The sequence below is a fragment of the Rathayibacter sp. Leaf299 genome (assembly GCF_001423055.1).
Classification (GTDB): domain Bacteria; phylum Actinomycetota; class Actinomycetes; order Actinomycetales; family Microbacteriaceae; genus Rathayibacter; species Rathayibacter caricis.
The window spans coordinates 696,471-718,986 of record NZ_LMNT01000002.1 but is presented as its reverse complement, the minus strand read 5'-3'; the positions used below and the strand labels follow the sequence as shown (position 1 = coordinate 718,986).

The following is a 22,516-nucleotide window of genomic DNA, read 5'->3' as shown; positions in this document are numbered from 1 at the left end:
CCCGGCAGGAGCGTCGGCAGGGCCAGTGGAGCGCGCACCGCTCGCCCTCCGCGCCTCGCCGTCCGCTCGGCGGTCACGACCGGCCTCCTGCCGCGGCGGGCTGCGGCGCGGCGGCCCGCTCGGCCGACTGCTGCGCGGGCCAGGCTCGGCGAGCCACGACGGCGCCGAGGAGCGCGAGGGCGAGCAGCGCGATCGCCGCGGCGGTGAGGCTCTCCGCGCCGATCCAGCCGGCGAGCGGATAGGTGAGCAGGAAGCAGGCGTGGGAGAGGGAGAACTGCGCGGTGTAGATCGCGCTGCGGTTCTCCTCCGTCGCCGCCCGCATCAGCAGCCGCGACGACGGGGTGCCCATCAGCGAGTTCCCGGCGCCGAGGATCGCCCAGGTCCCGAGCAGCAGCCACCAGGCGCCCGGCCGGCTCGCGGACGCGATCGTCACGGCGACGGCGAGCGCGAGGCCGGAGATCGCGAGGACGCTGCCGGCGAGCATGACCCGCCGGTCGTCCCATCGCTCGATCAGCCGCGGAATCGTGAGAGCGACGAGGAGGGAGCCGCCGCCGTAGCAGGCGAGCGCGAGGGCGAGGCTGGAGTCCTCGAGCGCGAACACGTCGCGGGCGTAGACGACGGTGTTGACGAGCACGAGTGCGGTAGCGGCGCCGACCGTGAGGTTCAGGCCCATCAGGAACCGCAGCGACGGGGTGCGGAGGAACACGCGCACCCCCGCGGTGGTGCGCTGCCACAGGGTGCCGGGGGCAGCGACCTCGCGCCGGCCCCCCAGCGGGGTCGTCACGACGAGGATCGCGGAGCAGAGGAACCCGATCACGGTTCCGAGGAAGAGGGAGTGGTAGCTGATCACCGTCAGGAGGATCGCGGCCAGGATCGGGCTGACCAACGCCTCGAGGTCGTAGGCGAGACGCGACAGCGACAGCGCCTTCGTGTACTCGCGCTCGTCCGGCAGCACCACCGGGATGAGCGACTGGAAGGCGGGCGTGAATGTCGCCGACGCGGCCTGCAGGAGGAACACGAGGACGTAGATCTGCCAGATCTCCGTCAGGAACGGCAGCGACAGAGCGACTCCCGCCCGCACCAGGTCGGCGCCGACGAGGACGGCCTTCTTCGGCAGGCGGTGCACGAGCGCCGCGATCACCGGAGCGACGCCGACGTACGCGAGCATCTTGATCGTCAGCGCGGTGCCGAGGACGGCGCCCGCCCGCGCGCCCGCGACGTCGTAGGCGAGCAGGCCCAGCGCGACGGTGAGCAGGCCGGTGCCGATCAGCGCGATCACCTGCGCGGCGAACAGCGAGCGGTAGGCGCGGGAGCGCAGGACGGACAGCACGGGACGACTCCTGACGTCGGGAGTCGCCACTCTATACCTGCATACTCACGCAGGTTCGATGATGTGCAGGAGTCGGGTGAGTGCGGGAGGGTCCCCTCCTCCCACGGAAGGACCGCCGCTCGGGCGCATGGCAGGATCGGCGCATGGACGAAGACCGCGCCCCGGCCGACCACGACATCCAGTACGTCGAACTCGCCGTCGAGGTGTTCGCGATGCTCGCCGACGCCACCCGCGTCCGCATCATCCTCGCGCTGCGCGACGGCGAGCGCTCGGTCACCGGGCTCGCCGGCCTCGTCGACAAGGCGCCCACCGCCGTGTCGCAGCACCTCGCGAAGCTGCGCCTGGCGCGCATGGTCACCACCCGGCACGACGGCACCCGCGTCTTCTACCGCCTCGTCGACGAGCACGCCCGCCGCCTCGTCTCGGACGCGATCTTCCAGGCCGAGCACTCGGTCGACTCCTCGCCGCGGCACCACAGGCTCCCGCACGGATCCGGCACGGACGCCGTCGGCCCGGATCAGCGCGGCGTCGACGCCAGGTAGGCCTCGAGGGACTGAGGAGCGGCTCCGCTCACGGACTCGACGGCGTCGCTGACCGAGGCCATGCCAACGCTCGCGACGGCGGTGCAGGCGCTCACCCAGGCGTCGATCTGCCAGTCGGGGGCACCGTAGACGGCCCGCGAGGCGTACGCCTCCTCGAGGCTCTCGTCGCGGAACGAGACCTCGCGGCCGCGGACTCGGGCGATCGTGGCGGCGATGTCCGCGAAACTCAGCGCCTCGGGGCCGGTGAGGTCGTAGGTGCGTCCGGCGTGCGCGGAGGGGTCGCGCAGCACGGCCACCGCGGTGCGGGCCACATCGGCGCGCGACACGATCGCGACGCGGCCGTCGCCTCCGGGGCCGCGGATCACTCCGTCCTCGCCCACCAGCGCCTCCATGAAGTCGATGGAGAAGCTGTCCCTCAGGAACGTCCACGCCACGCCGGACGCCCGGATGTGCTCCTCCGTCGCCCCGTGATCGCGCGCGAAGGTGAAGACCGCGTCGGGGGCGGCAGTGATGAAGGACGTGGAGGCGACGTGCCGGTCGCCGGCGGCGGCCGCGGCGTCGACGAAGGTGCGGTGCTGGTCGAGGCGGTCGGCGCTCTCGGACGCCGACACCATGAGCAGGGCCTCCACGCCGGTGAACGCCTCGATCGAGGCGGGCCGGTCGGTGCAGCTGAGGGATGGACGGTGGAGTCCGCCAGCTGCGGGGCCTTCTCGGGGGTGCGGGCGAGCAGCCGCTGGGCGACGCCGTCGGCGGCGAGCGCGCGGGCGACGGAGCCGCCGAGGACGCCGGTGACGCCCGTCACGGCCAGGGTGGGGAGGGTGGTCCTGAAGGGTCCTCTCCCTCGCTGCCCACGGGGCGCAGCGGCCCGGCCTCCCGGGCGCGCATCCCGTCGAAGGTGAGCTGCAGGTACCGCCGCCAGGCCGACGGATCGGAGTCCAGCAGGGGCGCCGCCGTGTAGTACACGCCGCAGATCAGCAGCATGACGTCCTCGCCGTTCAGGTCGGGTCGGAGCGACCCCTCGCGCTGCGCTCGACGCGTGAGCACCTCCGCCGCTCCGATCAGCTGTTCCCACCGGACTCGGGTCTCCGGGTGCTGACGATCGGGCATGGTCCCGAGAGCCTGCACGAAGGCTCGGGACCTGGTCGCGTAGAGGTCCACGCCGGCGCTCATGAACTGCAGCAGGGCGGCATCGGGATCGGCGTGCTCCGCCTGCCCGCGACCGACCTCCGCCAGCTCCTCCATCTCCTCGCCGATGATCGCGGCGAGCAGGTCCTCCTTCGTCGGGAAGTGGCGGAAGACGGTGCCCTTCCCGATGCCCGCCCGCGCCGCGATCTCGGCGATGGAGCCGTCCGCGCCGCGATCGGCGAACACGTCCGCGGCGGCCTTCAGCAGAGCCGCGCGGGTCCGCACGGCATCGGCTCGCATCGGACGGGGTGACGCGGTCGCGGAGGGTCCACTGCTCATGGGATCAGTCTACGCAAAATGACCGAGCGGTCACCTTGCTGCTACGGTATGCAAAATGACCGTGCGGTCCGTTTACGACTTCTCGTCGCGATCGGTCCGCTTCCCCAGCAGACACGAGGAGACCCCATGACCACGACACTCGGCTTCATCGGCAGCGGCACCATCGGCGGGATCCTGGCCCGCCACGCCGTCGCAGCAGGCATCGACGTCGTCCTGAGCAATTCCCGCGGCCCCGGATCGCTCGCCGACCTCGTCGCGGAGCTCGGGCCTCGCGCCCGAGCAGCGACTCCCGTCGAAGCCGCCGAGTCCGGGGACCTCGTGGTGGTGAGCATCCCGTTCGGTGCGTACGAGACCCTCCCGGCGGCGCAGCTGGCCGGCAAGACCGTGATCGACACGCTGAACTACTACCCCGAACGCGACGGCCGCATCGCGGAGCTCGACGGCAACGAGGTGACCTCCAGCGAACTGCTGCAGCGCCACCTCGCCGGCTCGAGGGTCGTGAAGGCGGCCGGCAACATCGTCTCGAGCCAGCTCGCCGCCCTGGCCCGCCCGTCGGGAGCGCCGGACCGCAGCGGCATGCCGATCGCGGGCGACGACGCCTCCGCCAAGGCCGAGGTCGTCGCACTGCTCGACGACCTCGGCTACGACGCCGTGGACATCGGCGGGCTCGCCGACAGTTGGCGCAGCGAACCGGGCACCCCCGTCTACGGCAAGGCCTACTACGGAGAGGTGCCCGCGGGCCTGAGCGACGACGAGACGATGGGATGGATCTTCTCGACTCCCGGCTTCCCGGTGTCCGCCGATCGGGTGAGGGAGTCGACCGCCGCAGCGGTCCGCGGCCGAGCCGGCGGGAGCCTCTCGATCGACGCCTGGACCTGATCGGGGGACGGCGCCGCGGTCACCTGCGCGCGGGGAGGGGCGACTGCGGCTTGGTCACTCCGTAGGCGAAGGACGTCTCGATCGAGGCGAGCGCGGGGATCATCCGGATCCGGGTGCGGACCAGCGTCTCGTAGCTCTCGAGGTCCTCGACGGCGACCTTGAGGAGGAAGTCGCTGTCGCCGGCCATGAGGTACGCCTCGGTCACATGCGGGATCTCGCGGATGGCCGCCTCGACCCGCGCCACGATCTCGGGGCTGTGGCTCTCGAGCCGGAGGCGCACGAAAGCGGTGATCGCGAGACCCACGGCGCGGGGGTCGACGACGGCGCGGTACCCGGTGAGGACGCCGACCTCCTCGAGTCGGCGCACCCGTCGGAGGCAGGGTGAGGGAGAGAGCCCCACCCGGTCGGCGAGGTCCTGGTTGCTGAGCCGGCCGTCCCGCTGCAGCTCGTCGAGAATGCGCGCATCGATGTCGTCCATACGGCCGACTGTGGCAGATCCTGCCAGAAAAGGCGACTACCGCGCAGGAATCGGCAATCGTGCGCCTCGGCCTCCGCCCTAGCCTCGGAGGAGCCGCCTCGACCGGCGCCGAGAGGACCACGATGACCAGATCCGCGCTCACCGGACCGATCGCGATGATCGCGACCGTCGCCACCTGGGCCGGGTTCGCCCTGAGCATCCGCGGCATCGGCGGGTCCGGACTGACCTCGAACGACGTGGCGCTCCTGCGCTTCGGCCTCCCGCTGCTGGTGCTGGCACCGGCGATCCCGCGCGCTCTGCGGTCGATCCGCCGCGAGTCGCCCCTCACCCTCGCCTGCCTGGCTCTCGGGGCGGGGCTGCCCTACTTCCTCACGGCGGCCCTGGGCGGGAGGCTGACCAGTGCCGCCCTCGTCGGCCTGGTGATCCCCGGCTCCGTCCCAGTCTTCGTCGCGCTGCTCGCCCTGGGGCTGATGCGGGAGCGCCCGGGCGCCGCGCGCCTGGTGGGCCTCGGCTCGATCGTGGTCGGCGTCGCCGTGATCGTCGCGCTGACGGCAGCGACCTCCATCGCTCTGGGGATCGCGATCCTGCTCGCGGCCGGCCTCCTCTGGGCCGTCTACACGCTCGGACTGCGGCGCACTCGCCTGACCCCCGTCTCGGTGGTCGTCACGGTCTGCGCCCCGTCGTTCCTCCTCAGCCTCCTCGCGGCGCTGACCGGGGCGCTGCCCACCACGCTGCTCACGGGGTCCGCGGAGCCGAGCGCGGTCGCGTCCTTCGCCCTCGTCCAGGGGGTCGGCGTCGGAGTCGTCGCCGCGCTCGCCTACACGGTCGCGGTCCAGCACCTCGGGTCGGGTCGCGCGGCGGCCTTCGGCTCGCTGAGCCCCGTCGTCACGGCCCTGGTCGCGCTCCCGCTGTTCGGAGAGTCGCTGCCGCCGGGCGACATCGTCGGGCTCGCTCTCGTCGTCCTCGGCGTCGTCGTCGCGAACGCTCCGCCACGCGGCCGCCCGCTCCGCCCCGTCCCCGATCTCCTCTCCGCCCGCCCCCTCCGCCCGTCACCGACCAGGAGTCACCGATGATCGTCACCGCGAACAGCCTCGCTCCCGACCCCGTCTGGGAGCTGACCCGGCGCTACGCCGCCGACCCCCGCCCGTCGCGCCTGGACCTCACCCTCGGCGTGTATCGCGACGACAGTCTCCGCGCCCCGGTCATGGACGCCGTCCACGCGGCCGAGCGGATCCTGCTCGCCCGGCGCGAGTCGAAGCAGTACCGGGGCCCGAGCGGCCACCCCGACTTCACCGCGCGGATGAGCACCCTCCTGCTCGGCGAGGAGCTGGCCGAGCGGGCCATCGGCGTGCAGACCGTCGCCGGGACCGGCGCGCTGCGGCTGCTGGCCGAGTTCCTGGCGCACTTCGAGCCGGGGCGCCGGGTGATCCTGGGCGCGCCCTCCTACGTCAACCACGCCCCCGTGCTCCGCGCCGCGGGTCTGGAGATCCACTCGGTGCCCTTCGTGGACGAGTCCGGACTGCCGTGGCTGGAGCCGACGATCGACGCGCTGCGCTCCGCCCGCCCGGGCGACGCGGTGCTCCTGCAGGGCAACTGCCACAACCCGACCGGAGCCTCGCTGACGAGCGCGATGTGGGACGGGCTGACGGACGAGATCGTCCGCGCCGGCGTCGTCCCGTTCCTCGACCAGGCGTACTACGGGCTCGGCGACGGCCTCGAGGAGGATCTCGCCGGCATGCGCCGCCTGCTCGCGCGGGTGCCCGAGGCCGTGATCTCGGTCAGCTGCTCCAAGGCGTTCAGCCTGTACAGCGAGCGGGTGGGCTGCGCCCTCCTCCTCCTCGACCCCTCCGGCGCCGCCGGCGCGATGCACACTCTCGAGGGCATCGCACGGACCGCCTACTCGCAGCCCCCGCACCACGGAGCGGCGATCGTCGCGACGATCCTCCAGGACGAGGAGCTCGAGCACTCGTGGCGGGGCGAGCTCGATCGGATGCGGACTCGGGTCGCGTCGCTCCGAAACGGCCTCGTCACAGGGGCGCTCTCGGCAGGAGCTCCGGAGGCGTTCGCCGCCCTCCGCGATCAGAGGGGCCTGTTCCTCTCGCTCCCGCTGTCGCCGACGGCCATGCACCGGCTCCAGCGCGAGTTCGGCGTCTACGGTCTCCCCTCGGGGCGGATCAACCTCGCCGGGGTCCCGGGGGTCGCGGTCGACGCTCTCTCCGCGGCCCTCGCCGAAGTCGCTGCGGAGGACGCCGCGCGGGGCGCCCTCGTGCGAGCGGTGGCGTAGCGGGTCGCACGCGCCCGCCCTCCCGGTTCGTCGGGCTCAGGACCGTCGCCGCCGACCCTTCGCTCGCGCGCGACCTGCAGCGCGGCGCCGACGTGCCGCGGCGACGAGCGCCGTCGCGCCTCGACGGGGCGCCCGCTCCCGCCCTCGTGAACGACTGCATCGACCCCGCCAGGAGCGTCCTGCCACTGACGCCGTCGCTCCACGTACTGCTCGACCCGCGCGTCCCCGGGTCGGACGAGTGGACGCGGGCAGACGCGGTCGAGGCGGAAGCGCTCCGAGTCGGCGAACGGCCCGTCGATGCTCTGCCGAGATGCGGGAACTCCGACCTCCGGGACCAGCAACGGACGCGAAACGTGACCGTAACGGGATCCCGTCTCTTCCGACGATCGTCGAAAAGCGGGCGCGCGCTCCTCGCTCGATTCCTCTATCCCTCGAGAGAGAGGGACAGCTTGGATGACAGGCATGAGTGATGCTCCCGCCCTGATCGAACTCCACGGAGTCTGCATCGACTACAACGCCCATCGGGTCGTGCACGACATCGACCTGAGCGTCCAGGAGGGGCAGGTCGTCGCTCTCATCGGGCCCTCGGGAGCGGGCAAGAGCAGTCTCATCCGGGCCGTCAACTACCTCGAGCGCCCGTCGGCCGGCACCATCCGCGTCGCCGACCACGAGGTCGACGCGGCGATCGCCGTCTCGGCGGAGGCGCTCGTGGAGCTCCGCCGCGACGTGGGCATGGTCTTCCAGAACTTCAACCTGTTCCCCCACCTCAGCGCCGCCGAGAACGTCGTCCTCGCTCAGACCCACGCGCTCAAGCGCCCGATCGCCCAGGCGCGTGCCCGCGCTCTCGAGGAGCTCGCCCACGTGGGACTCGCCGAGTTCGCGGACCGCAAGCCGGCCAAGCTCAGCGGAGGCCAGCAGCAGCGGGTGGCGATCGCGCGGGCGCTGGCCATGGACCCGAAGGTGATGCTGTTCGACGAGCCCACCTCGGCCCTGGATCCGGAGCGCGGCATGGAGGTGCTCGCGACGATGCGGCGGCTCGCCGAGGAGGGGATGACCATGCTCGTGGTGACGCACGAGATGCACTTCGCCGAGACCGTCGCCGATCGCGTCGTCTTCATGGCCGACGGGCGCATCGTCGAGGAGGGCCCCGCGCAGCAGGTCATCCGCGACCCGCGCGCTCCCCGGACCCGGCAGTTCCTGCACGCGGTCATCGGCCGATGACCGGCATCCTGACCGCCCTGCTGGGCGGCGTGCTGACGACCCTCCAGATCACCGTCGGAGCGTTCGCCCTCGGCGCCGTGCTCGGGGTCCCGCTCGCCCTCCTCCGCCGCTCCGAGCACCGGCCGCTCCGCCTGATCGGCGCGGCCGTCATCGAGGTCGTGCGCTCGGTGCCCCCCGTGGTCTGGCTGTTCCTCACCTACTACGGCATCAGCATCGGGATGATCCGGTTCGACACCCTCTCGGCCGCGATCGTCGGGCTCGGCGTCGTCTCCGCCGCCTACCTCGCCGAGATCTACCGAGCGGCCCTGGCAGCGGTACCGCCGGGCCAGACGGAGGGGGCCGACGCCCTCGGACTGCGCCGCACGACGACCCTCGTCAGAGTGCTGGCGCCTCAAGCACTCACGCTGACCGTGCCCCCTGCCGCCACCTACGCCATCGGACTGCTGAAGGACAGCGCCCTGGCCTCGATCATCGGCGCCACCGACATCACCTTCTTCGCCTACCAGCAGTCCCGGGTCTCGAACGACGGACTCCTCATCTTCCTGCTCGCGGCCGCCCTCTACCTCGTCCTCAGCCTCCCGATCGCGGTCGCCGCGCGGGCCGGCGGGTCCTGGCTCGAACGGAGACTCCTCGCATGACCGACTTCTTCGCTCCGTGGCCGGACTACTTCCCCCAGTTCCTCCCGGGTCTGCTCGTCACGATCGAGCTCACCGTCCTCTCCCTCCTCGTCGGCTTGGCCCTCGCCGTGGTCTTCGCCGTCTGGGCCTCGTCGCCGCGCCGGATCGTGCGGTGGACCGCGATCGCGGTGATCGAGATCGGCCGCGGAGTCCCCGGTCTGATCACGCTCTACATCGTCTACTTCGGCCTGCCCCAGGTGAACGTGACCCTGCCGGCCTTCGCGGCGTGCGTCGTCGCGTTCGGCTACACGAGCGCCGCGTACATGAGCGAGATCCTGCGGGCCGGGATCAGGTCGGTCGACCGTGGCCAGGTGGAGGCGGGCGAGGCGCTCTCCCTCACCCACGCTCAGCGGATGCGGCTCATCGTCCTGCCGCAGGCGGTCCGCCGCGTGGTCCCTCCGCTGATCGGCTACGCGATCCTGCTCTACCAGGGCACGTCGCTGGCCTACGCCGTCAGCGTCCCCGAGCTCCTCAGCCGCGCCTACACCGCCGCCTCGCTCAGCTACCAGTTCGCCTCGTCGCTGGTCCTCGCCGGCGTGATGTACGCGAGCATCTCCCTCACGGTGCTCGTGCTGCTCCGGATCGGATCGGCGCACCGCGACCGCCCGGTCCGCCGGCTCTCCCCCACCCTCCTCGTCGGGAGGCGGGTCCGCGCCTGAGCCGCGTCGCACCGCACCGCTCCGTTCCGTCGCGCCGGCATGGGCCGCGCGGGCGAGGAGCATCTCCTCTCGAACCCGGGACGGGTGCGGGCTTAACATGACCGTATGGTCACTTTCGGTGTAGGGTAGCTAACATGACCGGTCGGTCCGCCTAGCAGGCGCCTCCGTCCCGGCCGTGCCTCCCCTCATCCCTTTGGAGAACAGAGCCCCATGAACAAGACACTCGGCATCATCGGCAGCGGCGCCATCGGCAGCATCCTGGCCCGCCAGGCGGTCGCCGCCGGCCTGGACGTCGTCCTGAGCAACTCCCGCGGACCCGAGTCGCTGGCCGACCTCGTCGCCGAACTCGGGCCGCGCGCCCGGGCCGCCACGCCGGTCGAAGCGGCCGAGGCCGGCGACCTGGTGGTCGTGTCCATCCCGATGAACGCCTACGAGACGCTCCCGGTCGCGCCGCTGGTGGGCAAGATCGTGATCGACACCCTGAACTACTACCCGGCGCGCGACGGCCACATCGCCGTGCTCGACGCGAGCGAGCTGACCTCCAGCGAGCTGCTGCAGCGACACCTGACCGGTGCGCGCGTGGTCAAGGCTGCCAGCAACATCGTCGCGACCCAGCTCGCCGCCCTCGTGCGCCCCTCGGGCGCGGCCGACCGCAGCGCCATGCCGATCGCCGGCGACGACGCCGCCGCCAAGGCGGAGGTCGTGGAGCTGCTCGACCTCCTCGGCTACGACGCGGTCGACATCGGCACGCTCGCCGACAGCTGGCGGAGCGAACCCGGCACCCCCGTCTACTGCAAGCCGTACTTCGGAGAGGTGCCCGCGGACGTGAGTGCGGACAAGGCGATGGACTGGATCTACCAGGCCCCCGGCGTCCCGACGTCCGCGGACCGCGTGAGGGAGCTGACCCGCACGGCCGATCGGCCCGCGGGCGGCAGCTTCTCGATCGCGTCCTGGATGTGACCCGGGAGTAGAGCGGACGGTCCCACGGCCGCAGGCACGCGGGAGCGGGCCTGCGGCTAGGACTCCGCCGATCCGATCAGCCCCAGGTCGGCGGCCAGCAGCCAGAGCTGGACGAGCAGCCGCGTCCTCCCGTCGTCGAGGTCCAGCCCCGTCCGGTCCCGGAACCGGTCGAGCCGGTAGTAGATCGTCGTGCGGTGCACTCCCAGCTCGAGATGGACCTGCGAGACGTTGCCGCCGTGGTCGAGGAACGACCGGAGGACGTCGAGGGACTTCGGCGACTCCTTCGACAGCACGTCATCGAGCGCTCCCGGGAACAGGTGCCGAGGGATCGGGGCCGCCGCGATCCCCACCAGGAGATCCTCGGAGGATCCGTCGTCCCAGAGAGGAGAGCGTCCGGCGCGACGCCGCCGCACGGTCCGCACGATCAGTGACTGCTCGTACGAGCGGTGCACGAGACCGAGGTCGGCGACGGACCCGCCGAAGGCCACCTCCAGGGTCGCCGACGACTCCCGCGCGACCGTCTCGGCGATCGCCGTCTGCCGATCCGCCGTCAGCGGCGCGAGCGAGCCGACGATGCCGACGACCAGTCCGTCGACCTGCGTCGTCAGCCAGGAGTGCCGGCTCAGGAAGTGCAGCGCACTCCGGAGGGCGCGCTCGACCGCGGCGTGCTCTCCCGTGTCGAGTCTCTCCCGCGCCGTCGGCGAGACGAGCAGCACGCGGAAGTGGGCCGAGCCCGCGAAGTACCCGGCTGCGGCGAGCTCCGCCGCGATCTCGTCGCCCTCGAGCGGGCGGTCCGAGAGCAGCTCCAGCGCGAGAGCGCGGACCTCCGCCCACTCCTCCTCCCGCGCTCGGGCGCGTCGGTCGAGGACGAGGCGGATCCGGCCGGCCGCGACCGTCACCGCCGCGAGCTCGTCCGCCGCGATCCGACCGTCGTCGATGATCCACAGGAGCGCGACGAGCTCGCGGTCGACCCGGACCGGGACGACGAGCCTGGGCTTGATGCCGAGCTCGAGGCTGCCGAGCAGGCGCATCGGCTCGATCGCCCGGAAGACGCCCTGCTCCCGTGCCCACCTCGCTCGCTCAGGGCTGACCACGCGCCCGATGAGCGCTTCGATCCGCGCCGGGTCCGCGTCGTCGTAGTGACTGCTGGCCGCGAGCAGGTTCAGGTCCTGGTCGTCCACGGCGACCGACCGCGAGATCGTCCGCGCCAGGTCGTCCACGATCTCCTGGATGGAGTCCATCTGATCGACCTTCTCTGTCGAAGACAGGACACTCGGGCAGCGCCCTGATTTCGAAGATCGTAGCAATCCGCACCGCGATATTGCGTGCGCTGACGGTGGAGGCGCTCCCGCGCGTGCCCTTGACTGAGCCGCAACGCAGACGGAGGAGTGTCATGGGTAGGAATCAGCATCAGACGATCGTCATCGGAGCGGGCGCCATCGGCACCGCCACGGCGTACTGGCTCGCGGAGAAGGGCGAGACCGACGTCCTCGTGCTCGAGCAGTTCACGCTGGGACACACGTTCGGCGCCTCCGAGGACCACTCGCGCATCATCCGGCACTCGTACCACAACACCGCCTACGGCGACCTCACCCAGCCGGCCTACGACAACTGGGCTCGACTCGAGGAGGCGAGCGGGCAGCGTCTCGTCGTCAAGACCGGCGGGCTCGACCTCGGCGTCGAAGGCACGGCCGGCATGGAGGAGATCAGGAACTTCCGCTCGACCCTCGAGGCGACCGGGCACGAGTACGAGTACTGGAACGCCGCCGAGATCCGGGCGCACTACCCGCAGTGGAACATCGACGACTCCGTCGTCGCCGTGTACCAGGAGGACGGCGGCATCCTCGACATCCGGCACGCCAACGCCACCCACGTCGCGCTGGCCCGTGGACGCGGCGTCCACTTCGAGGAGAACACCCGGGTCCTGGAGATCCTGCCGAACGCGGACGGCGTGGTCGTCCGCACCTCGAACGGTGAGATCACCGCGGACAAGATCGTGATCTGCACGGCGTCCTGGACCGAGGAGCTCCTCCCCACGCTCGGGCTCGACTTCCCGTGGACGCTGACGCAGGAGCAGGTCACCTACTTCGGCACTCCGAACCTCAAGGACTTCTCGGTCGACGCGTTCCCGATCTGGATCTGGCACGACTACCCGCTGTTCTACGGTTTCCCGGTCTACGGCGAGGTCGGGACGAAGGCGGCGCGCGACAACAGCGAGCGCTACATCACCCAGGCGACCCGCAGCCACGAGCCGCTGGCCGAGGAGACGGCACTGATCCGTGCGTTCCTCGAGCAGCACCTGCCCGGCTCGGTCGGGCCGGAGATCCTCAGCAAGACCTGCGTGTACGACATGACCCCCGACCGCAACTTCATCCTCGACCGCGTGCCCTCCCACCCCCGGGTCTCCCTCGGGATCGGTGCCGGCCACGCGGCGAAGTTCGCCGGTCTCATCGGGGAGATCATGGCCGACGTCTCGATGACCGGGACCTCCGCGCACGACATCGACTTCTTCCGCGCCTCCCGCCCCGCACTCGTCGACCCCTCCTACCAGACCAACTTGCGCCTCGTGAGCTGACCCGAACCCCAGGAAACGGATACTCGCATGAACCGGAACCGCCTTCTCCTCGCCACCACGCTCAGCGCGGCACTCCTCGCGCTCTCCGGATGCGCGGCGACGCCCGCCGCCGTCTCGGCCTCCTCCGACTGCGACCCCGTCCACGACGGCATCACCACCCTGACCCCCGGAACGCTCTCGCTGTCCGTCTACACGACCGAGCCCTACACGACGCTGTCCGCGGACGGCGAGCTCGGCGGAGTCGACGGCAAGATCATCCAAGCGATCGCCGACATGGAGTGCCTCACCATCGCTCCGACGAACGTGGCCTCGGCGGCCGCGGTCTCCAGCGTCCAATCGAATCGGGCCGACGCGCTCATCTCGGGCCTCTACTACACGGCGGAGCGAGCGGAGGCCATCGGCCTGAGCGACCCGATGTACCGCGACGGCATGTCGATCGTGTCGAACGACGGGTACTCCTCGCTCGAGGACCTCTCGGGCAAGGGCGTCGGAGTGATCCAGGGGTACCTCTGGAACGACGCGCTCGCGAGCGCCCTCGGAACCGACTCCGTGACCCAGTACCAGGACTCGTCGAGCATGATGAGCGACCTGGACGCCGGACGGATCGACGCGGTCGTCCTGACCTCGGCCGAAGCCGCCTTCCGCGTGTCGAGTGACGACGGCCTCACGGCGGAGGCGTTCGCTTCCTCCCCCGAGATCCCGACGTCACAGGAGCTCTCGAACGTCGTGATCGGCGTCGCCCAGGACGACACCGGTCTCGTCGAGGCGATCAACGCCGACCTCGAGACCCTCACCGCCGACGGCACCATCGGGGAGATCCTCGAGTCGGAGGGGATGGATCCCGAGCTGGCCGGTCCCGGCAGCTGACGGGCGGAGGGACGGGGAGCGGCGACGCGCCGCCCCCGTCCCGCCCCGTCGGCGCCGACGGTCCTCGCGCCCCGCGGGCCTCGTCCACGACCCGGTCCCCGTGATCCCGGGACCACCGATCCAGGGACAGGAGGACTCTGCCTGGCGCTCCGGCAGGCGCCTACCGTCGCAGCAGCGGCCCGCACCGGGACCGCGATCGACGAAGGAGCACGACCCCATGAAGATCTCCGGCAACACGATCCTCCTCACCGGCAGCACCTCGGGTATCGGCCTGGGCCTGGCCCTCCGCCTCCAGGAAGCCGGCAACACCGTCATCATCGCCGGACGCCGCAGGGTGCTCCTGGACTCGATCACGGCCGAGCACCCCGACCTCGCCTCGGTCGAGCTCGACGTCGCCGACCCCGACTCGATCGCCCGGGCTGCGGCGAGCCTGGCGGTCAGCCACCCGGACCTCAACGTCCTGGTCGCCAACGCCGGCATCCAGCTGCTCGAGAACGTCCTCCACCCCGAGGACGTCCGCATCGCCGAGGAGCAGGTGGCCACGAACCTGCTCGGCACGATCCGGACGATCTACGCGTTCCTCCCCCAGCTGGTGACGCAGCAGGACGCCGCGATCCTCAGCACGAGCTCGGCGCTCGCCTTCGTGCCGTTCCCGGCGACGCCGACGTACAGCGCGACCAAGGCCGCCGTGCACTCGTTCCTCGAGGGCCTGCGCGTGCAGCTCGCCGACTCCGGAGTGCAGGTCGTCGAGATCGTCCCGCCGGCCGTCGCCACCACACTCCTGGGCAACCAGGACAACCCGATGGCCATGCCCGTGGACGCCTTCCTCGACGAGCTGGTCACCCTGCTGCGCGAGAACCCCGTCGCGCAGGAGCTCGTCGTCGAGAACGCGAAGCCGATCCGCGACGCGGTCGCCACCGGCGCCTACTCGCAGTTCCTGACGATGTTCAGCGGCCTCTGAGCGTCCGCACCGCCGCGGAGCGGACGACCGCCCGAGAGGTGGTGCACCGGGAGACGGCTCTCGTCCGCCACCCCGTCTACCGGGTGACCCGCGGGTCGACCCCGTACTGCGGTCGGGCGCCCAAGTGCTCGCGCAGCGTGGCCCCCTCGTAGTCGCGGTGGAAGAGCCCGCGCTCCTGGAGGATCGGCACGACCCCGTCGACGAACGCGTCGACTCCGCCTTCGTAGACGTCCGGCGAGACCCAGAAGCCGTCGACCGCCTCGGCCTCGAACCACTCCTGCATGTGGTCGGCGGCGGCGACGGGCGGTCCGACGACGACCGGGTGGTAGTCGATGACACCGTGGGCGAGGATGTCGCGCAGCGTCCAGCCCTCGCGGGCGACCTCGAGCGCACGGGTCGAGCGCGGATCGCCGGGCGAGGGCCGCGCCTGCAGGAGCTGGTCGCGCGTGAGCGGCCGGTCCAGCTGCGACGCGTCGAGGTGAAGGCCGAGCATGCGGCCGAGGTAGGACGCGCGCTGCGGGAAGGTCCGGCCGCTCAGGGCGATCCGGCGGTCCAGCCCTTCGCGCTCGTTGCTCGCGAGGGACGTCATCAGGCCGGCGAAGAACCGGATCTCGTCCGGATCCCTCCCCGCGCGCTCCGCCGCCTCGCGGAACGCCGTGCGCTGCGCCCGCGCGTCCTCGGTCGTGAAGGCGACCCCGATGACGGCGCTCGCCCAGCGCCCGGCGAACTCGTGCGCGTTCGCGCTGCCACCGGCGTGGAACACGACGGGCTGCCCCTGCTCCGACGGCGGGATGTACAGCGGTCCACGGGACGCGACGTACTGGCCGCCGAGGTTGATGGGAGCGATCTGCTCGGGGTGGGCGTAGAGGCCCGTCTCCGGGTCGTGGACCCAGGCGTCCGCACCCCAGCTCCCCCACAGCGCCTGGATCAGCTGCACACTCTCGTGAGCCCGTCCGTAGCGCTCCGGACCGGAGGGGATCCGGGCGCCGTAGTTCGCCGCGACGTCCTCGCCGCTGGACGTGACGGCGTTCCAGCCGATCCGCCCGTGGCTCAGGATGTCGAGCGCCTTGAACTGCCGGGCGAGGTTGAAGGGCTCGGTGAACGTGGTCGAGCCGGTCGCGACCAGGCCGATCCTGCTCGTCTCCCGCGCCACCGCCGCCAGGGTCACCGAGACGTCGAGAGTGAAGTTCGGCGGCTCGTTCGCGATGTCGCCGACGTGGGTCGGCCCGTCGGGCAGGAAGAGGAACTGCAGCTTGCCGCGCTCCGCCGCCTGAGCGTGCCGCACCTTCGCGTCGAAGCTCGTGTAGCTCCGAGGGTCGGTGGCGGGGTCGCGCCAGGCGCCCGGGAGGTTGCCGTAGCCGTTGCCGAGATGCAGTCCGATGAGCATCCGTCTGTCCATGCCGATGTCCTCTCTCCGCCGCGGTCCGGGCGGTGGACCTCGGCGCTAAGTGGAGATAGTCTCCTCTTACAAGGACGATACGGAGAGCATCTCCGCTCTGTCAAGCGACTCGACGCACCGGACCGAGGGCCCGCCGGACCCGCGGCCATCGCCCCTCGTTCAGGAAGGACGCACGACATGGCACGTCTCACAGGCAAAGTCGCCCTCATCACCGGAGCCGCCAGCGGCATCGGACTCAGCACCGCGCAGCTCTTCGCGGCGGAAGGAGCGCGGGTCGTCCTCACCGACGTCTCGGAACCCGCACTCGCCGAGGCCCTCGAGTCGATCGCCGGCGACGGGGTCGAGGCGATCGCCCACCCGCTCGACGTGAGCTCGCCCGAGGACTGGACGCGGGTGGTCGACGACGCCGTCGCCGCCTTCGGCACGATCGACGTCCTGGTGAACAACGCGGGGATCGCGTTCGCCCGGGGCATCCTCGAGACCAGGCTCGACGAGTGGAACAGGGTCCTCGCGATCAACGCGACGGGCACCTGGCTCGGGATGAAGACGGTGATCCCCGTCCTGCAGTCGGCCGGCGGAGGCTCGATCGTGAACGTCTCGTCCCTCGCGGCCATCATCTCGGGCCCGGCGGACGGCGGCGGTGCCGCCTACTCCGCCTCGAAGGGCGCCGTGCGGTCCCTCACCAAGCACGCCGCCAACTACTTCGCCGCCGACGGCATCCGCGTGAACTCGGTCCACCCCGGGCCGATCTACACCAACCTCGTGAAGAACTACGGCATCACCCGCGAGCAGGCGGCCGACTCGGTCAACTCGATCCTGCCGCCGCACATCGGGGAGGCCTCCGACATCGCGTACGGCATCCTCTACCTGGCCTCCGAGGAGTCGCGCTTCGTCACGGGCGAGGAGCTCGTGATCGACGGAGGGTACGCGGTCCACTAGGGCACGACACGATCGGGGCTCGGCGCGCACGAGGCGCGGACGGAGCCGCTCACGCACCACCGACGGGAGAGGACCCTCGATGAGGATCGGGATCATCGGCGCCGGCACGATCGGCGCGACGCTCGGACGACGACTGGCGGCCGCCGGACACGAGGTGGCCATCGCCAACTCCCGCGGCCCGCAGACCGTCGGCCTCGAGGCCCTGAGCACCGGAGCGCGTGCCGTCGACGTCGCAGCCGCTCCGGAGGGTGCGGAGGTGCTGATCGTCTCGGTGCCCTTCGGCCGGCTCCCCGACGTGGTCCCGGTCGTGCGGACCGCGCCGGACTCCGCCGTGCTCATCGACACGTCGAACTACTTCCCGCACCGCGACGGAGTCATCGCCGGACTGGACGGCGAGGTGCCGGAGAGCGTCCGCGTGTCCGAGATCCTGGATCGCCGCGTCGTGAAGGCGTGGAACGCCATCACCTCGCAGTCGTTCCGCGACCGGGCCACCGGAGCAGGCGATCCGCGGCGCCTCGCGATCCCCGTCGCCGCGGACGACGCGACGGAGGGCGCGATCGGGCGGCGCCTCGTCGAGGAGACCGGGTTCACGGGGCTCGACGCCGGCCCGCTGCGGGAGTCGTGGCGCCAGCAGCCGGGCTCCCCCGCCTACTGCACCGATCTGGATCCCGCCGAGCTGTCGCGCGCCCTCGCCGCCGCCGATGCCGACTCGGCGCCGCGCCGGCGGGACCTGATGATCGCCGTCCTCGACGAGCGTCGCGCCTCCGGGGACGCCGTCGACGGCGAGTACCTCGTCCGGCTCGGCCGCGCCCTCTTCTGAGCGACGGCGCCCGCCCGCGCCGGGGGTGACTCCCCGCGTGCCGTCACCCCTTCAGCGCCCCCGCGTTGCCTGCTAGGGATCGATCCGCGGACACTCCCCACGGGTCCCGGCAGCGTCGCAGCGGATCTCGGGATCACTCCGGCCCTGGCGGTCGATCTGCACGACCTCGCGGCCGGATGAGGAGTCCGGCCGCGAGCGGCTCGGGGCTCAGCCCTGGACGTGCTCGTACTGCTCGAAGAACCAGTCCGGACGGGTGACGGTGATGTAGGTGAGCCCCTCGGTCTCGATGGAGTGGGGAACCATCGGCTCCACGACGACGATGTCCTTCTCGCCCACCTCGAACCGGTCCTCGCCCACCGTGAAGACAGCGGTCCCCGCGATGACGAAGTAGATCTCGTGGACCTCCTTGTTGAGGTGGCTCCCGGAGGCCGGGCTGCTCGTCGTGATGGTCTGGTGCGCGAGGCCCGCCTCGGGGAGGACCCGGTACTTCCGGATGGTCCCCTCGGGGGTCGTGATCTCTCTGGCGCTGCTGGCGGGGATGTGCATGGTCTCGTCCTTCTCGTGGGGTGGGGGTGTCAGTCCGCCGCGACGCGGGGACCGAGGCTCTGGCGGCCGATGACCTTCAGCAGGTCGAGCTTGCTGCGGCTCTCACCGCTGCCGCCCGGGTTGAGCAGGAGGAGCGTCTGCGAGCGGTCCTCGGTGAAGAGCATCTGCGCGTCGATCTCGATCGGCCCCAGCTCGGGGTGCAGGAGGATCCTGCAGTCGTCGTAGCTGCGCGCGACCTCGTGCAGCTGCCAGAGGCGGGCGAACTCGGCACTGCGCTTCGAGAGCTCGGCCGCGAGCGTCACGGCCCGGGCGGTGTCGCTGCCCGACGTCGTGGCCATCCGCAGGCGGGCGACGAGGAACCTGCCGTGCTCCTCCTGCGCGTCGACGGGGTAGAGGCGGCGCTCGTCGGGGTCCGTGAACCAGCGGTGGAAGCCGCTGCGGTCGGCGCCGGTGAACCTCGTCTCGTCGCCGATCAGCGCGATGGCGAGCGGATTCATCGCGAGGGTGTCGTGGAGGTCGTTCTGCACGAGGCAGGGCACGTCGGTCAGCCCGTCGAGCACGCTCATCAGTGCCGGGCTCACGTGGTCGGAGTGGACCGACCTGCCCGGCGCGTTGTGCCCGATGAGGGCGAACAGGTGGTCGCGCTCGTCGAGGGTCAGTCGGAGCGCCCGGGCGAGCGCCGCGGCGATCTGCGTCGACGGGACGGGAGCGCGCTGCTGCTCGAGACGGGCGTAGTAGTCGGTGGACATGCCGGCCAGCTGCGCGACCTCCTCGCGGCGCAGTCCCGGGGCGCGCCGCCGCGGCCCCTCCGACAGCCCGACGTCGCGCGGGCGCAGCAGTTCGCGGCGCGAGCGGAGGAATTCGGCGAGCAGTCGTCTGTCCATCCGCTCATGATGGGCCCGGAGCCGGAGCGGAGCCAGGGACCGGTGATCCCCCGCTCCCCGGCTCAGGCCCGGTCAGAGGCTGCTGAGCGAGCTCACGAGGCCGGCGTAGGTGCCGTTCGCCGCGGCGTCGCGCGCCCAGCGGGCGTTCTCGACGACCAGCTCGCGGGCGTCCGGGTTCTCGCGCAGCAGCGCGAGCACTTCGGACACGTACTCGTCGAGCGGCATGGCCTGCTGGCTGTCCTCCTGACCGAGCAGGGCCGTCCGGACCGCGGGCGGCACGATCTCGACGACCTGCACACCCGCTCCTGCGAGCGAGATGCGGGCGCTCTCGGTGAACGAGTGGAGCGCGGCCTTCGTGGCGCTGTAGGTCGGGGTCGCCGCCCACGGCACGAAGGCGAGCGCAGAGGAGACGGTGAGGATCGCGGCACCGTCCCTGCCTGCCAGGACCGGGGCGAACGCGTAGACCATCCGGATCGTGCCGAGCAGGTTGGTCTGCACGTGCTGCTCGGCGATGCCGACGTCGGACGGATCGAGCAGGTCCTCCCTCAGCATGATCCCGGCGTTGTTGACGAGGACGTTCAGGTCGGGGTGAGTGAGTTCCAGGCTCGCGCGGGCCCGGGCGATCGACTCCGGATCGGCGATGTCGAGCTCGATCGCGTGGAGTCCGTGGTGCTCGGTCGTGATGGCGTCCAGGAGCGCCCGGCGCCGACCCGCGACGATCACGGTGTTACCGGCGTCGTGCAGGCGGAGGGCGAGCGCGAGGCCGATGCCCGAGGTGCCGCCGGTGATGAGGATGGTGTTCCCGGTGAGGTTCATGTGGTCGAGCTCCTTCGTCGTACCGCCCCTGGTCGGGCGGCCCGAGCGACCCTAGGCCCGTTCGGCGAGGCGAGGCAGAGACCGGTCGTCCGGGGATGGACCGTCCCCGGATCGGGTCGGCGGGCGTATGCTCGTGGTGATACGGAGACAGTCTCCGATAAGAACGGAGCGGCCGTGCCTCCCACCGAGACGACGCGCAGCCGGGCGCCCAGGGCGGACGCCCAGCGCAATCGGGACCTGATCCTCGACACCGCCGAGCAGCACTTCGCCGAGCACGGCGTCCGCGGCTCGCTCGACGCGATCGCGAAGAGGGCCGGCATCGGTGCCGGAACCCTCTACCGGCACTTCCCGACCCGCGAGGCGCTCCTCGCGGCGCTGCTCGCCGACCGCGACGACGCACTCGTCGCTCAGCGCGAGTCGCTCCGCGACGGCTCGGTCGACCCGGCGGAGGCGCTCGACGGCTGGCTCCGGGCGGTCGTCGACTGGGCGGGAGCCTACGAGGGCCTCCCCGATCCGCTCCGCGCCGCGACCAACGCCGACTCGTCCCCCCTCGCCACCACCTGCGAGGGGTTCGTGACCACGACGGCCGAGTTCCTCGACGCCGCGCAGCGCGACGGCCGAGCGCGCAGCGACGTCCGGGCCCGCGACCTCTTCCTCGCCGCGCTGGCCCAGAGCTGGGTGCGCGGCGCCGCACTGGCGGACCCCGCATCCGGCGCGGCTCTCGCCGCGCTCACCCGCAGCGGCTGGGAGACGTCCCGCGAACCCGTCCCCGGCCGGGGCTGACCCCCACCACGACCACCCCTACGACCACCCCCTCACGAAGGAGACAGGCATGACGAGCATCGGGATCATCGGCAGCGGAGACATCGGGAGCGGCATCGCCCGCCTGGCGATCGCCGCAGGCCACGAGGTGCTCCTCGCGAACTCGCGCGGTCCGGAGTCGCTCCGCGACCTGATCGAGGAGCTCGGCCCGCAGGCGCGGGCCGGCGACGCGCGCGAGGCCGCGGAGTCCGGGGACATCACGGTCCTCGCCGTGCCGCTGGGCGCCTATCCGGGCCTGCCCGAGGGCGCCCTCGACGGCCGCACCGTGCTCTCGACCGGCAACTACTACCCCCACCGCGACGGACGGATCGCCCGACTCGACGCTCTCGAGCTGACCACCGCCGAGCTCGAGCAGGAGCTCCTCCCCGGCGCGGTCATCGTGAAGGCGTTCAACAACATCCTCTGGCACCACATCCCGAACCTCGCCCACTCGACCCCGCGCACCGCGCTCGCGGTCTCCGGCGACGACGAGCAGGCCAAGGCCGCCGTCTCTGCGCTGGTCGACGACCTCGGCTTCGAGCCGGTCGACGCGGGCACGCTCGCCGAGTCGTGGCGCACGGAGCCCGAGTCGGGCGCGTACACGCCGGTCTACGCCGCCGACCTCGAGGGCCTCGCGAAGGACTACCTCGCCGACCCGGGGGCCCCCGTGTCCGCGGATCGACTCCGCGAGGTCATCGCCGCCTCGCACCGGGCGGACGTCGCCGCGCGCCAGTTCTGAGGACGCGGTAGAGGAGGGGGGCAGCGGTCCGCAATCCCCTCCCGACCAGCGCGCGGCTCCGGCACCGTGGTCGTCATGAGGAAGCTGCACTACTCCAGCGGGACCATGCTCGTCGCCGACGTCACCTGCAAGGCGGTCCTCCGCTACGCCCGCGCCCTGGCCGATGTCGGCAAGTCCGACGTGATCTCCGTCCCCGTCATCACCGAGGGCGGGAGCAGCGCCACCGCGCACCTGCTCATCGGACCCGCGAGCCAGCTCTGGTCGACGCCGGTCGAGAACAGCCACGGCGAGGAGCCGGTCGACGCGGAGGCCATCGCCCACATCGAGCAGGAGACCCGGCGGATGCAGCCGTCGCGGCCCTCCTGGAACGAGGAGATGACGGACCTGCCGGATCTGGACTTCCTCACGTACCCCGATCCCGCCTGATCGCGGCGCCTCCGCGGATCTCGTCCGTCGAACGGGACCTCGGCCGGGAGTGGTGCTCAGCCACGATGACGGCTGTGCACCGCTCCCGACCGAGGTTCTGCGCGCTGCCCCGCGGGAACGATCCCGCCGCGGCGTCGCCTCGTCCGCCGTCCGGTCTCCGTCCCTTGACACCGTCTGGAGCGGCTCATCATCATTCAGGGACGATCGGCGGCGGCGAGCCGCCGGCACCCCGAGAGGAACGGCGCACCG

At 71.7% G+C, this 22,516-nt stretch carries 23 protein-coding genes and 2 pseudogenes; 16 read left to right on the top strand and 9 right to left on the bottom strand.

The features are described from left to right. Window positions 1–73: 73 nt before the first annotated feature. A complete protein-coding gene (locus ASF48_RS10625) occupies window positions 74–1,330 on the bottom strand; it encodes an MFS transporter (RefSeq protein WP_055790845.1) in 1,257 nt (418 codons plus the stop codon). Between the two features lie 143 nt (window positions 1,331–1,473). On the opposite strand from ASF48_RS10625, the gene ASF48_RS10620 reads away from it, so the two are divergent. Then, window positions 1,474–1,872 carry an ArsR/SmtB family transcription factor gene (locus ASF48_RS10620; protein ID WP_055790841.1) on the top strand — a complete coding sequence of 133 codons (399 nt, stop codon included), beginning with the start codon at window positions 1,474–1,476 and terminating at the stop codon, window positions 1,870–1,872. Here ASF48_RS10620 and ASF48_RS10615 read toward each other — a convergent pair. Together ASF48_RS10615 and ASF48_RS10610 are read right to left on the bottom strand one after the other, a co-directional pair. Further along, window positions 1,848–2,501: an NAD(P)H-binding protein gene (locus ASF48_RS10615; RefSeq protein ID WP_327205442.1), complete on the bottom strand. Its 654-nt coding sequence runs from the start codon at window positions 2,499–2,501 to the stop codon at window positions 1,848–1,850. The two genes, ASF48_RS10620 and ASF48_RS10615, sit on opposite strands and share 25 nt — an antisense overlap. Window positions 2,502–2,670: 169 nt before the next feature. Further along, window positions 2,671–3,336 (bottom strand): TetR/AcrR family transcriptional regulator, encoded by a 666-nt coding sequence (locus ASF48_RS10610; RefSeq protein ID WP_055790838.1) that lies wholly within the window; start codon window positions 3,334–3,336, stop codon window positions 2,671–2,673. A gap of 126 nt (window positions 3,337–3,462) precedes the next feature. Between ASF48_RS10610 and ASF48_RS10605 the strand changes: the two genes are divergently transcribed. Further along, window positions 3,463–4,215: an NADPH-dependent F420 reductase gene (locus tag ASF48_RS10605; RefSeq protein ID WP_055790835.1), complete on the top strand. Its 753-nt coding sequence runs from the start codon at window positions 3,463–3,465 to the stop codon at window positions 4,213–4,215. Window positions 4,216–4,234: 19 nt separating this feature from the next. Here ASF48_RS10605 and ASF48_RS10600 read toward each other — a convergent pair whose 3' ends face one another. Continuing rightward, a complete protein-coding gene (locus tag ASF48_RS10600; RefSeq protein ID WP_055790832.1) occupies window positions 4,235–4,693 on the bottom strand; it encodes an Lrp/AsnC family transcriptional regulator in 459 nt (152 codons plus the stop codon). 122 nt (window positions 4,694–4,815) lie between these two features. On the opposite strand from ASF48_RS10600, the gene ASF48_RS10595 reads away from it, so the two are divergent. The 6 genes and pseudogenes from ASF48_RS10595 to ASF48_RS10570 all read left to right on the top strand — a co-directional run. After that, the gene (locus ASF48_RS10595) at window positions 4,816–5,766 is read left to right on the top strand and encodes a DMT family transporter (protein WP_157603143.1); all 951 of its coding nucleotides are present in this window, start codon (window positions 4,816–4,818) and stop codon (window positions 5,764–5,766) included. Next, window positions 5,763–6,977 (top strand): aromatic amino acid transaminase, encoded by a 1,215-nt coding sequence (locus ASF48_RS10590; RefSeq protein WP_055790827.1) that lies wholly within the window; start codon window positions 5,763–5,765, stop codon window positions 6,975–6,977. The genes ASF48_RS10595 and ASF48_RS10590 overlap by 4 nt, the downstream gene beginning before the upstream one ends. Before the next feature lie 453 nt (window positions 6,978–7,430). Continuing rightward, window positions 7,431–8,198, top strand: a complete 768-nt coding sequence (locus ASF48_RS10585) for an amino acid ABC transporter ATP-binding protein (RefSeq protein WP_200931004.1) — start codon at window positions 7,431–7,433, stop codon at window positions 8,196–8,198. After that, window positions 8,195–8,836, top strand: coding sequence for an amino acid ABC transporter permease (locus ASF48_RS10580; RefSeq protein WP_055790823.1), 642 nt, complete (start codon window positions 8,195–8,197; stop codon window positions 8,834–8,836). Before ASF48_RS10585 ends, ASF48_RS10580 begins: the two co-directional genes overlap by 4 nt. Continuing rightward, window positions 8,833–9,534, top strand: coding sequence for an amino acid ABC transporter permease (locus ASF48_RS10575; protein ID WP_055790820.1), 702 nt, complete (start codon window positions 8,833–8,835; stop codon window positions 9,532–9,534). The genes ASF48_RS10580 and ASF48_RS10575 overlap by 4 nt, the downstream gene beginning before the upstream one ends. Before the next feature lie 174 nt (window positions 9,535–9,708). After that, window positions 9,709–10,494 (top strand): annotated as a pseudogene (locus ASF48_RS10570) (NADPH-dependent F420 reductase); the annotation flags it as partial. A 56-nt stretch (window positions 10,495–10,550) separates the two neighbouring features. Here ASF48_RS10570 and ASF48_RS10565 read toward each other — a convergent pair. Further along, window positions 10,551–11,735, bottom strand: a complete 1,185-nt coding sequence (locus ASF48_RS10565; RefSeq protein ID WP_055790814.1) for a PucR family transcriptional regulator — start codon at window positions 11,733–11,735, stop codon at window positions 10,551–10,553. Between the two features lie 152 nt (window positions 11,736–11,887). On the opposite strand from ASF48_RS10565, the gene solA reads away from it, so the two are divergent. The 3 genes from solA (at window position 11,888) to ASF48_RS10550 (ending at window position 14,897) form a co-directional block, all read left to right on the top strand. Then, window positions 11,888–13,069 (top strand): N-methyl-L-tryptophan oxidase, encoded by a 1,182-nt coding sequence (gene solA, locus ASF48_RS10560; RefSeq protein WP_055790812.1) that lies wholly within the window; start codon window positions 11,888–11,890, stop codon window positions 13,067–13,069. Window positions 13,070–13,096: 27 nt separating this feature from the next. Next, on the top strand, window positions 13,097–13,936 hold the full coding sequence (locus tag ASF48_RS10555; RefSeq protein ID WP_055790809.1) for a substrate-binding periplasmic protein: 840 nt from the start codon (window positions 13,097–13,099) through the stop codon (window positions 13,934–13,936). Window positions 13,937–14,153: 217 nt separating this feature from the next. Then, window positions 14,154–14,897: an SDR family oxidoreductase gene (locus ASF48_RS10550; RefSeq protein ID WP_055790806.1), complete on the top strand. Its 744-nt coding sequence runs from the start codon at window positions 14,154–14,156 to the stop codon at window positions 14,895–14,897. Window positions 14,898–14,973: 76 nt separating this feature from the next. Here the strand turns inward: ASF48_RS10550 and ASF48_RS10545 are convergent, their stop codons facing one another. Beyond that, window positions 14,974–16,296, bottom strand: a complete 1,323-nt coding sequence (locus tag ASF48_RS10545) for an NtaA/DmoA family FMN-dependent monooxygenase (protein WP_055790803.1) — start codon at window positions 16,294–16,296, stop codon at window positions 14,974–14,976. A gap of 177 nt (window positions 16,297–16,473) precedes the next feature. Between ASF48_RS10545 and ASF48_RS10540 the strand changes: the two genes are divergently transcribed. Both ASF48_RS10540 and ASF48_RS10535 read left to right on the top strand, forming a co-directional pair. Then, on the top strand, window positions 16,474–17,235 hold the full coding sequence (locus tag ASF48_RS10540) for an SDR family NAD(P)-dependent oxidoreductase (protein WP_055790798.1): 762 nt from the start codon (window positions 16,474–16,476) through the stop codon (window positions 17,233–17,235). Between the two features lie 22 nt (window positions 17,236–17,257). Beyond that, window positions 17,258–18,055, top strand: a pseudogene (locus tag ASF48_RS10535) (NADPH-dependent F420 reductase); the annotation flags it as partial. 207 nt (window positions 18,056–18,262) lie between these two features. On the opposite strand, the gene ASF48_RS10530 reads toward ASF48_RS10535, so the two are convergent. The 3 genes from ASF48_RS10530 to ASF48_RS10520 form a co-directional block, all read right to left on the bottom strand. Next, the gene (locus tag ASF48_RS10530; RefSeq protein WP_055790790.1) at window positions 18,263–18,601 is read right to left on the bottom strand and encodes a cupin domain-containing protein; all 339 of its coding nucleotides are present in this window, start codon (window positions 18,599–18,601) and stop codon (window positions 18,263–18,265) included. A 29-nt stretch (window positions 18,602–18,630) separates the two neighbouring features. Continuing rightward, entirely contained in the window at window positions 18,631–19,485 is an 855-nt protein-coding gene (locus ASF48_RS10525) for a helix-turn-helix transcriptional regulator (protein ID WP_055790785.1), read from the bottom strand. A 72-nt stretch (window positions 19,486–19,557) separates the two neighbouring features. Next, a complete protein-coding gene (locus ASF48_RS10520) occupies window positions 19,558–20,301 on the bottom strand; it encodes an SDR family oxidoreductase (protein WP_055790780.1) in 744 nt (247 codons plus the stop codon). Window positions 20,302–20,475: 174 nt separating this feature from the next. On the opposite strand from ASF48_RS10520, the gene ASF48_RS10515 reads away from it, so the two are divergent. From ASF48_RS10515 to ASF48_RS10505, 3 genes are all read left to right on the top strand, one after another. Next, the gene (locus ASF48_RS10515; RefSeq protein ID WP_055790776.1) at window positions 20,476–21,084 is read left to right on the top strand and encodes a TetR/AcrR family transcriptional regulator; all 609 of its coding nucleotides are present in this window, start codon (window positions 20,476–20,478) and stop codon (window positions 21,082–21,084) included. A 49-nt stretch (window positions 21,085–21,133) separates the two neighbouring features. Then, on the top strand, window positions 21,134–21,841 hold the full coding sequence (locus tag ASF48_RS10510; protein WP_055790771.1) for an NADPH-dependent F420 reductase: 708 nt from the start codon (window positions 21,134–21,136) through the stop codon (window positions 21,839–21,841). 75 nt (window positions 21,842–21,916) lie between these two features. After that, a complete protein-coding gene (locus tag ASF48_RS10505; RefSeq protein ID WP_157603142.1) occupies window positions 21,917–22,267 on the top strand; it encodes a hypothetical protein in 351 nt (116 codons plus the stop codon). Window positions 22,268–22,516: the final 249 nt, after the last annotated feature.

Coding starts and splice junctions, on each gene's coding strand:
- ASF48_RS10590 (WP_055790827.1), top strand. CDS start 5,763: ATGATCGTCACCGCGAACAGCCTCGCTCCCGACCCCGTCTGGGAGCTG.
- ASF48_RS10620 (WP_055790841.1), top strand. CDS start 1,474: ATGGACGAAGACCGCGCCCCGGCCGACCACGACATCCAGTACGTCGAA.
- ASF48_RS10505 (WP_157603142.1), top strand. CDS start 21,917: ATGAGGAAGCTGCACTACTCCAGCGGGACCATGCTCGTCGCCGACGTC.
- ASF48_RS10610 (WP_055790838.1), bottom strand. CDS start 3,336: ATGAGCAGTGGACCCTCCGCGACCGCGTCACCCCGTCCGATGCGAGCC.
- ASF48_RS10600 (WP_055790832.1), bottom strand. CDS start 4,693: ATGGACGACATCGATGCGCGCATTCTCGACGAGCTGCAGCGGGACGGC.
- ASF48_RS10605 (WP_055790835.1), top strand. CDS start 3,463: ATGACCACGACACTCGGCTTCATCGGCAGCGGCACCATCGGCGGGATC.
- ASF48_RS10530 (WP_055790790.1), bottom strand. CDS start 18,601: ATGCACATCCCCGCCAGCAGCGCCAGAGAGATCACGACCCCCGAGGGG.
- solA (WP_055790812.1), top strand. CDS start 11,888: ATGGGTAGGAATCAGCATCAGACGATCGTCATCGGAGCGGGCGCCATC.
- ASF48_RS10575 (WP_055790820.1), top strand. CDS start 8,833: ATGACCGACTTCTTCGCTCCGTGGCCGGACTACTTCCCCCAGTTCCTC.
- ASF48_RS10585 (WP_200931004.1), top strand. CDS start 7,431: ATGACAGGCATGAGTGATGCTCCCGCCCTGATCGAACTCCACGGAGTC.
- ASF48_RS10510 (WP_055790771.1), top strand. CDS start 21,134: ATGACGAGCATCGGGATCATCGGCAGCGGAGACATCGGGAGCGGCATC.
- ASF48_RS10580 (WP_055790823.1), top strand. CDS start 8,195: ATGACCGGCATCCTGACCGCCCTGCTGGGCGGCGTGCTGACGACCCTC.
- ASF48_RS10540 (WP_055790798.1), top strand. CDS start 16,474: ATGGCACGTCTCACAGGCAAAGTCGCCCTCATCACCGGAGCCGCCAGC.
- ASF48_RS10555 (WP_055790809.1), top strand. CDS start 13,097: ATGAACCGGAACCGCCTTCTCCTCGCCACCACGCTCAGCGCGGCACTC.
- ASF48_RS10525 (WP_055790785.1), bottom strand. CDS start 19,485: ATGGACAGACGACTGCTCGCCGAATTCCTCCGCTCGCGCCGCGAACTG.
- ASF48_RS10550 (WP_055790806.1), top strand. CDS start 14,154: ATGAAGATCTCCGGCAACACGATCCTCCTCACCGGCAGCACCTCGGGT.
- ASF48_RS10595 (WP_157603143.1), top strand. CDS start 4,816: ATGACCAGATCCGCGCTCACCGGACCGATCGCGATGATCGCGACCGTC.
- ASF48_RS10545 (WP_055790803.1), bottom strand. CDS start 16,296: ATGGACAGACGGATGCTCATCGGACTGCATCTCGGCAACGGCTACGGC.
- ASF48_RS10520 (WP_055790780.1), bottom strand. CDS start 20,301: ATGAACCTCACCGGGAACACCATCCTCATCACCGGCGGCACCTCGGGC.
- ASF48_RS10565 (WP_055790814.1), bottom strand. CDS start 11,735: ATGGACTCCATCCAGGAGATCGTGGACGACCTGGCGCGGACGATCTCG.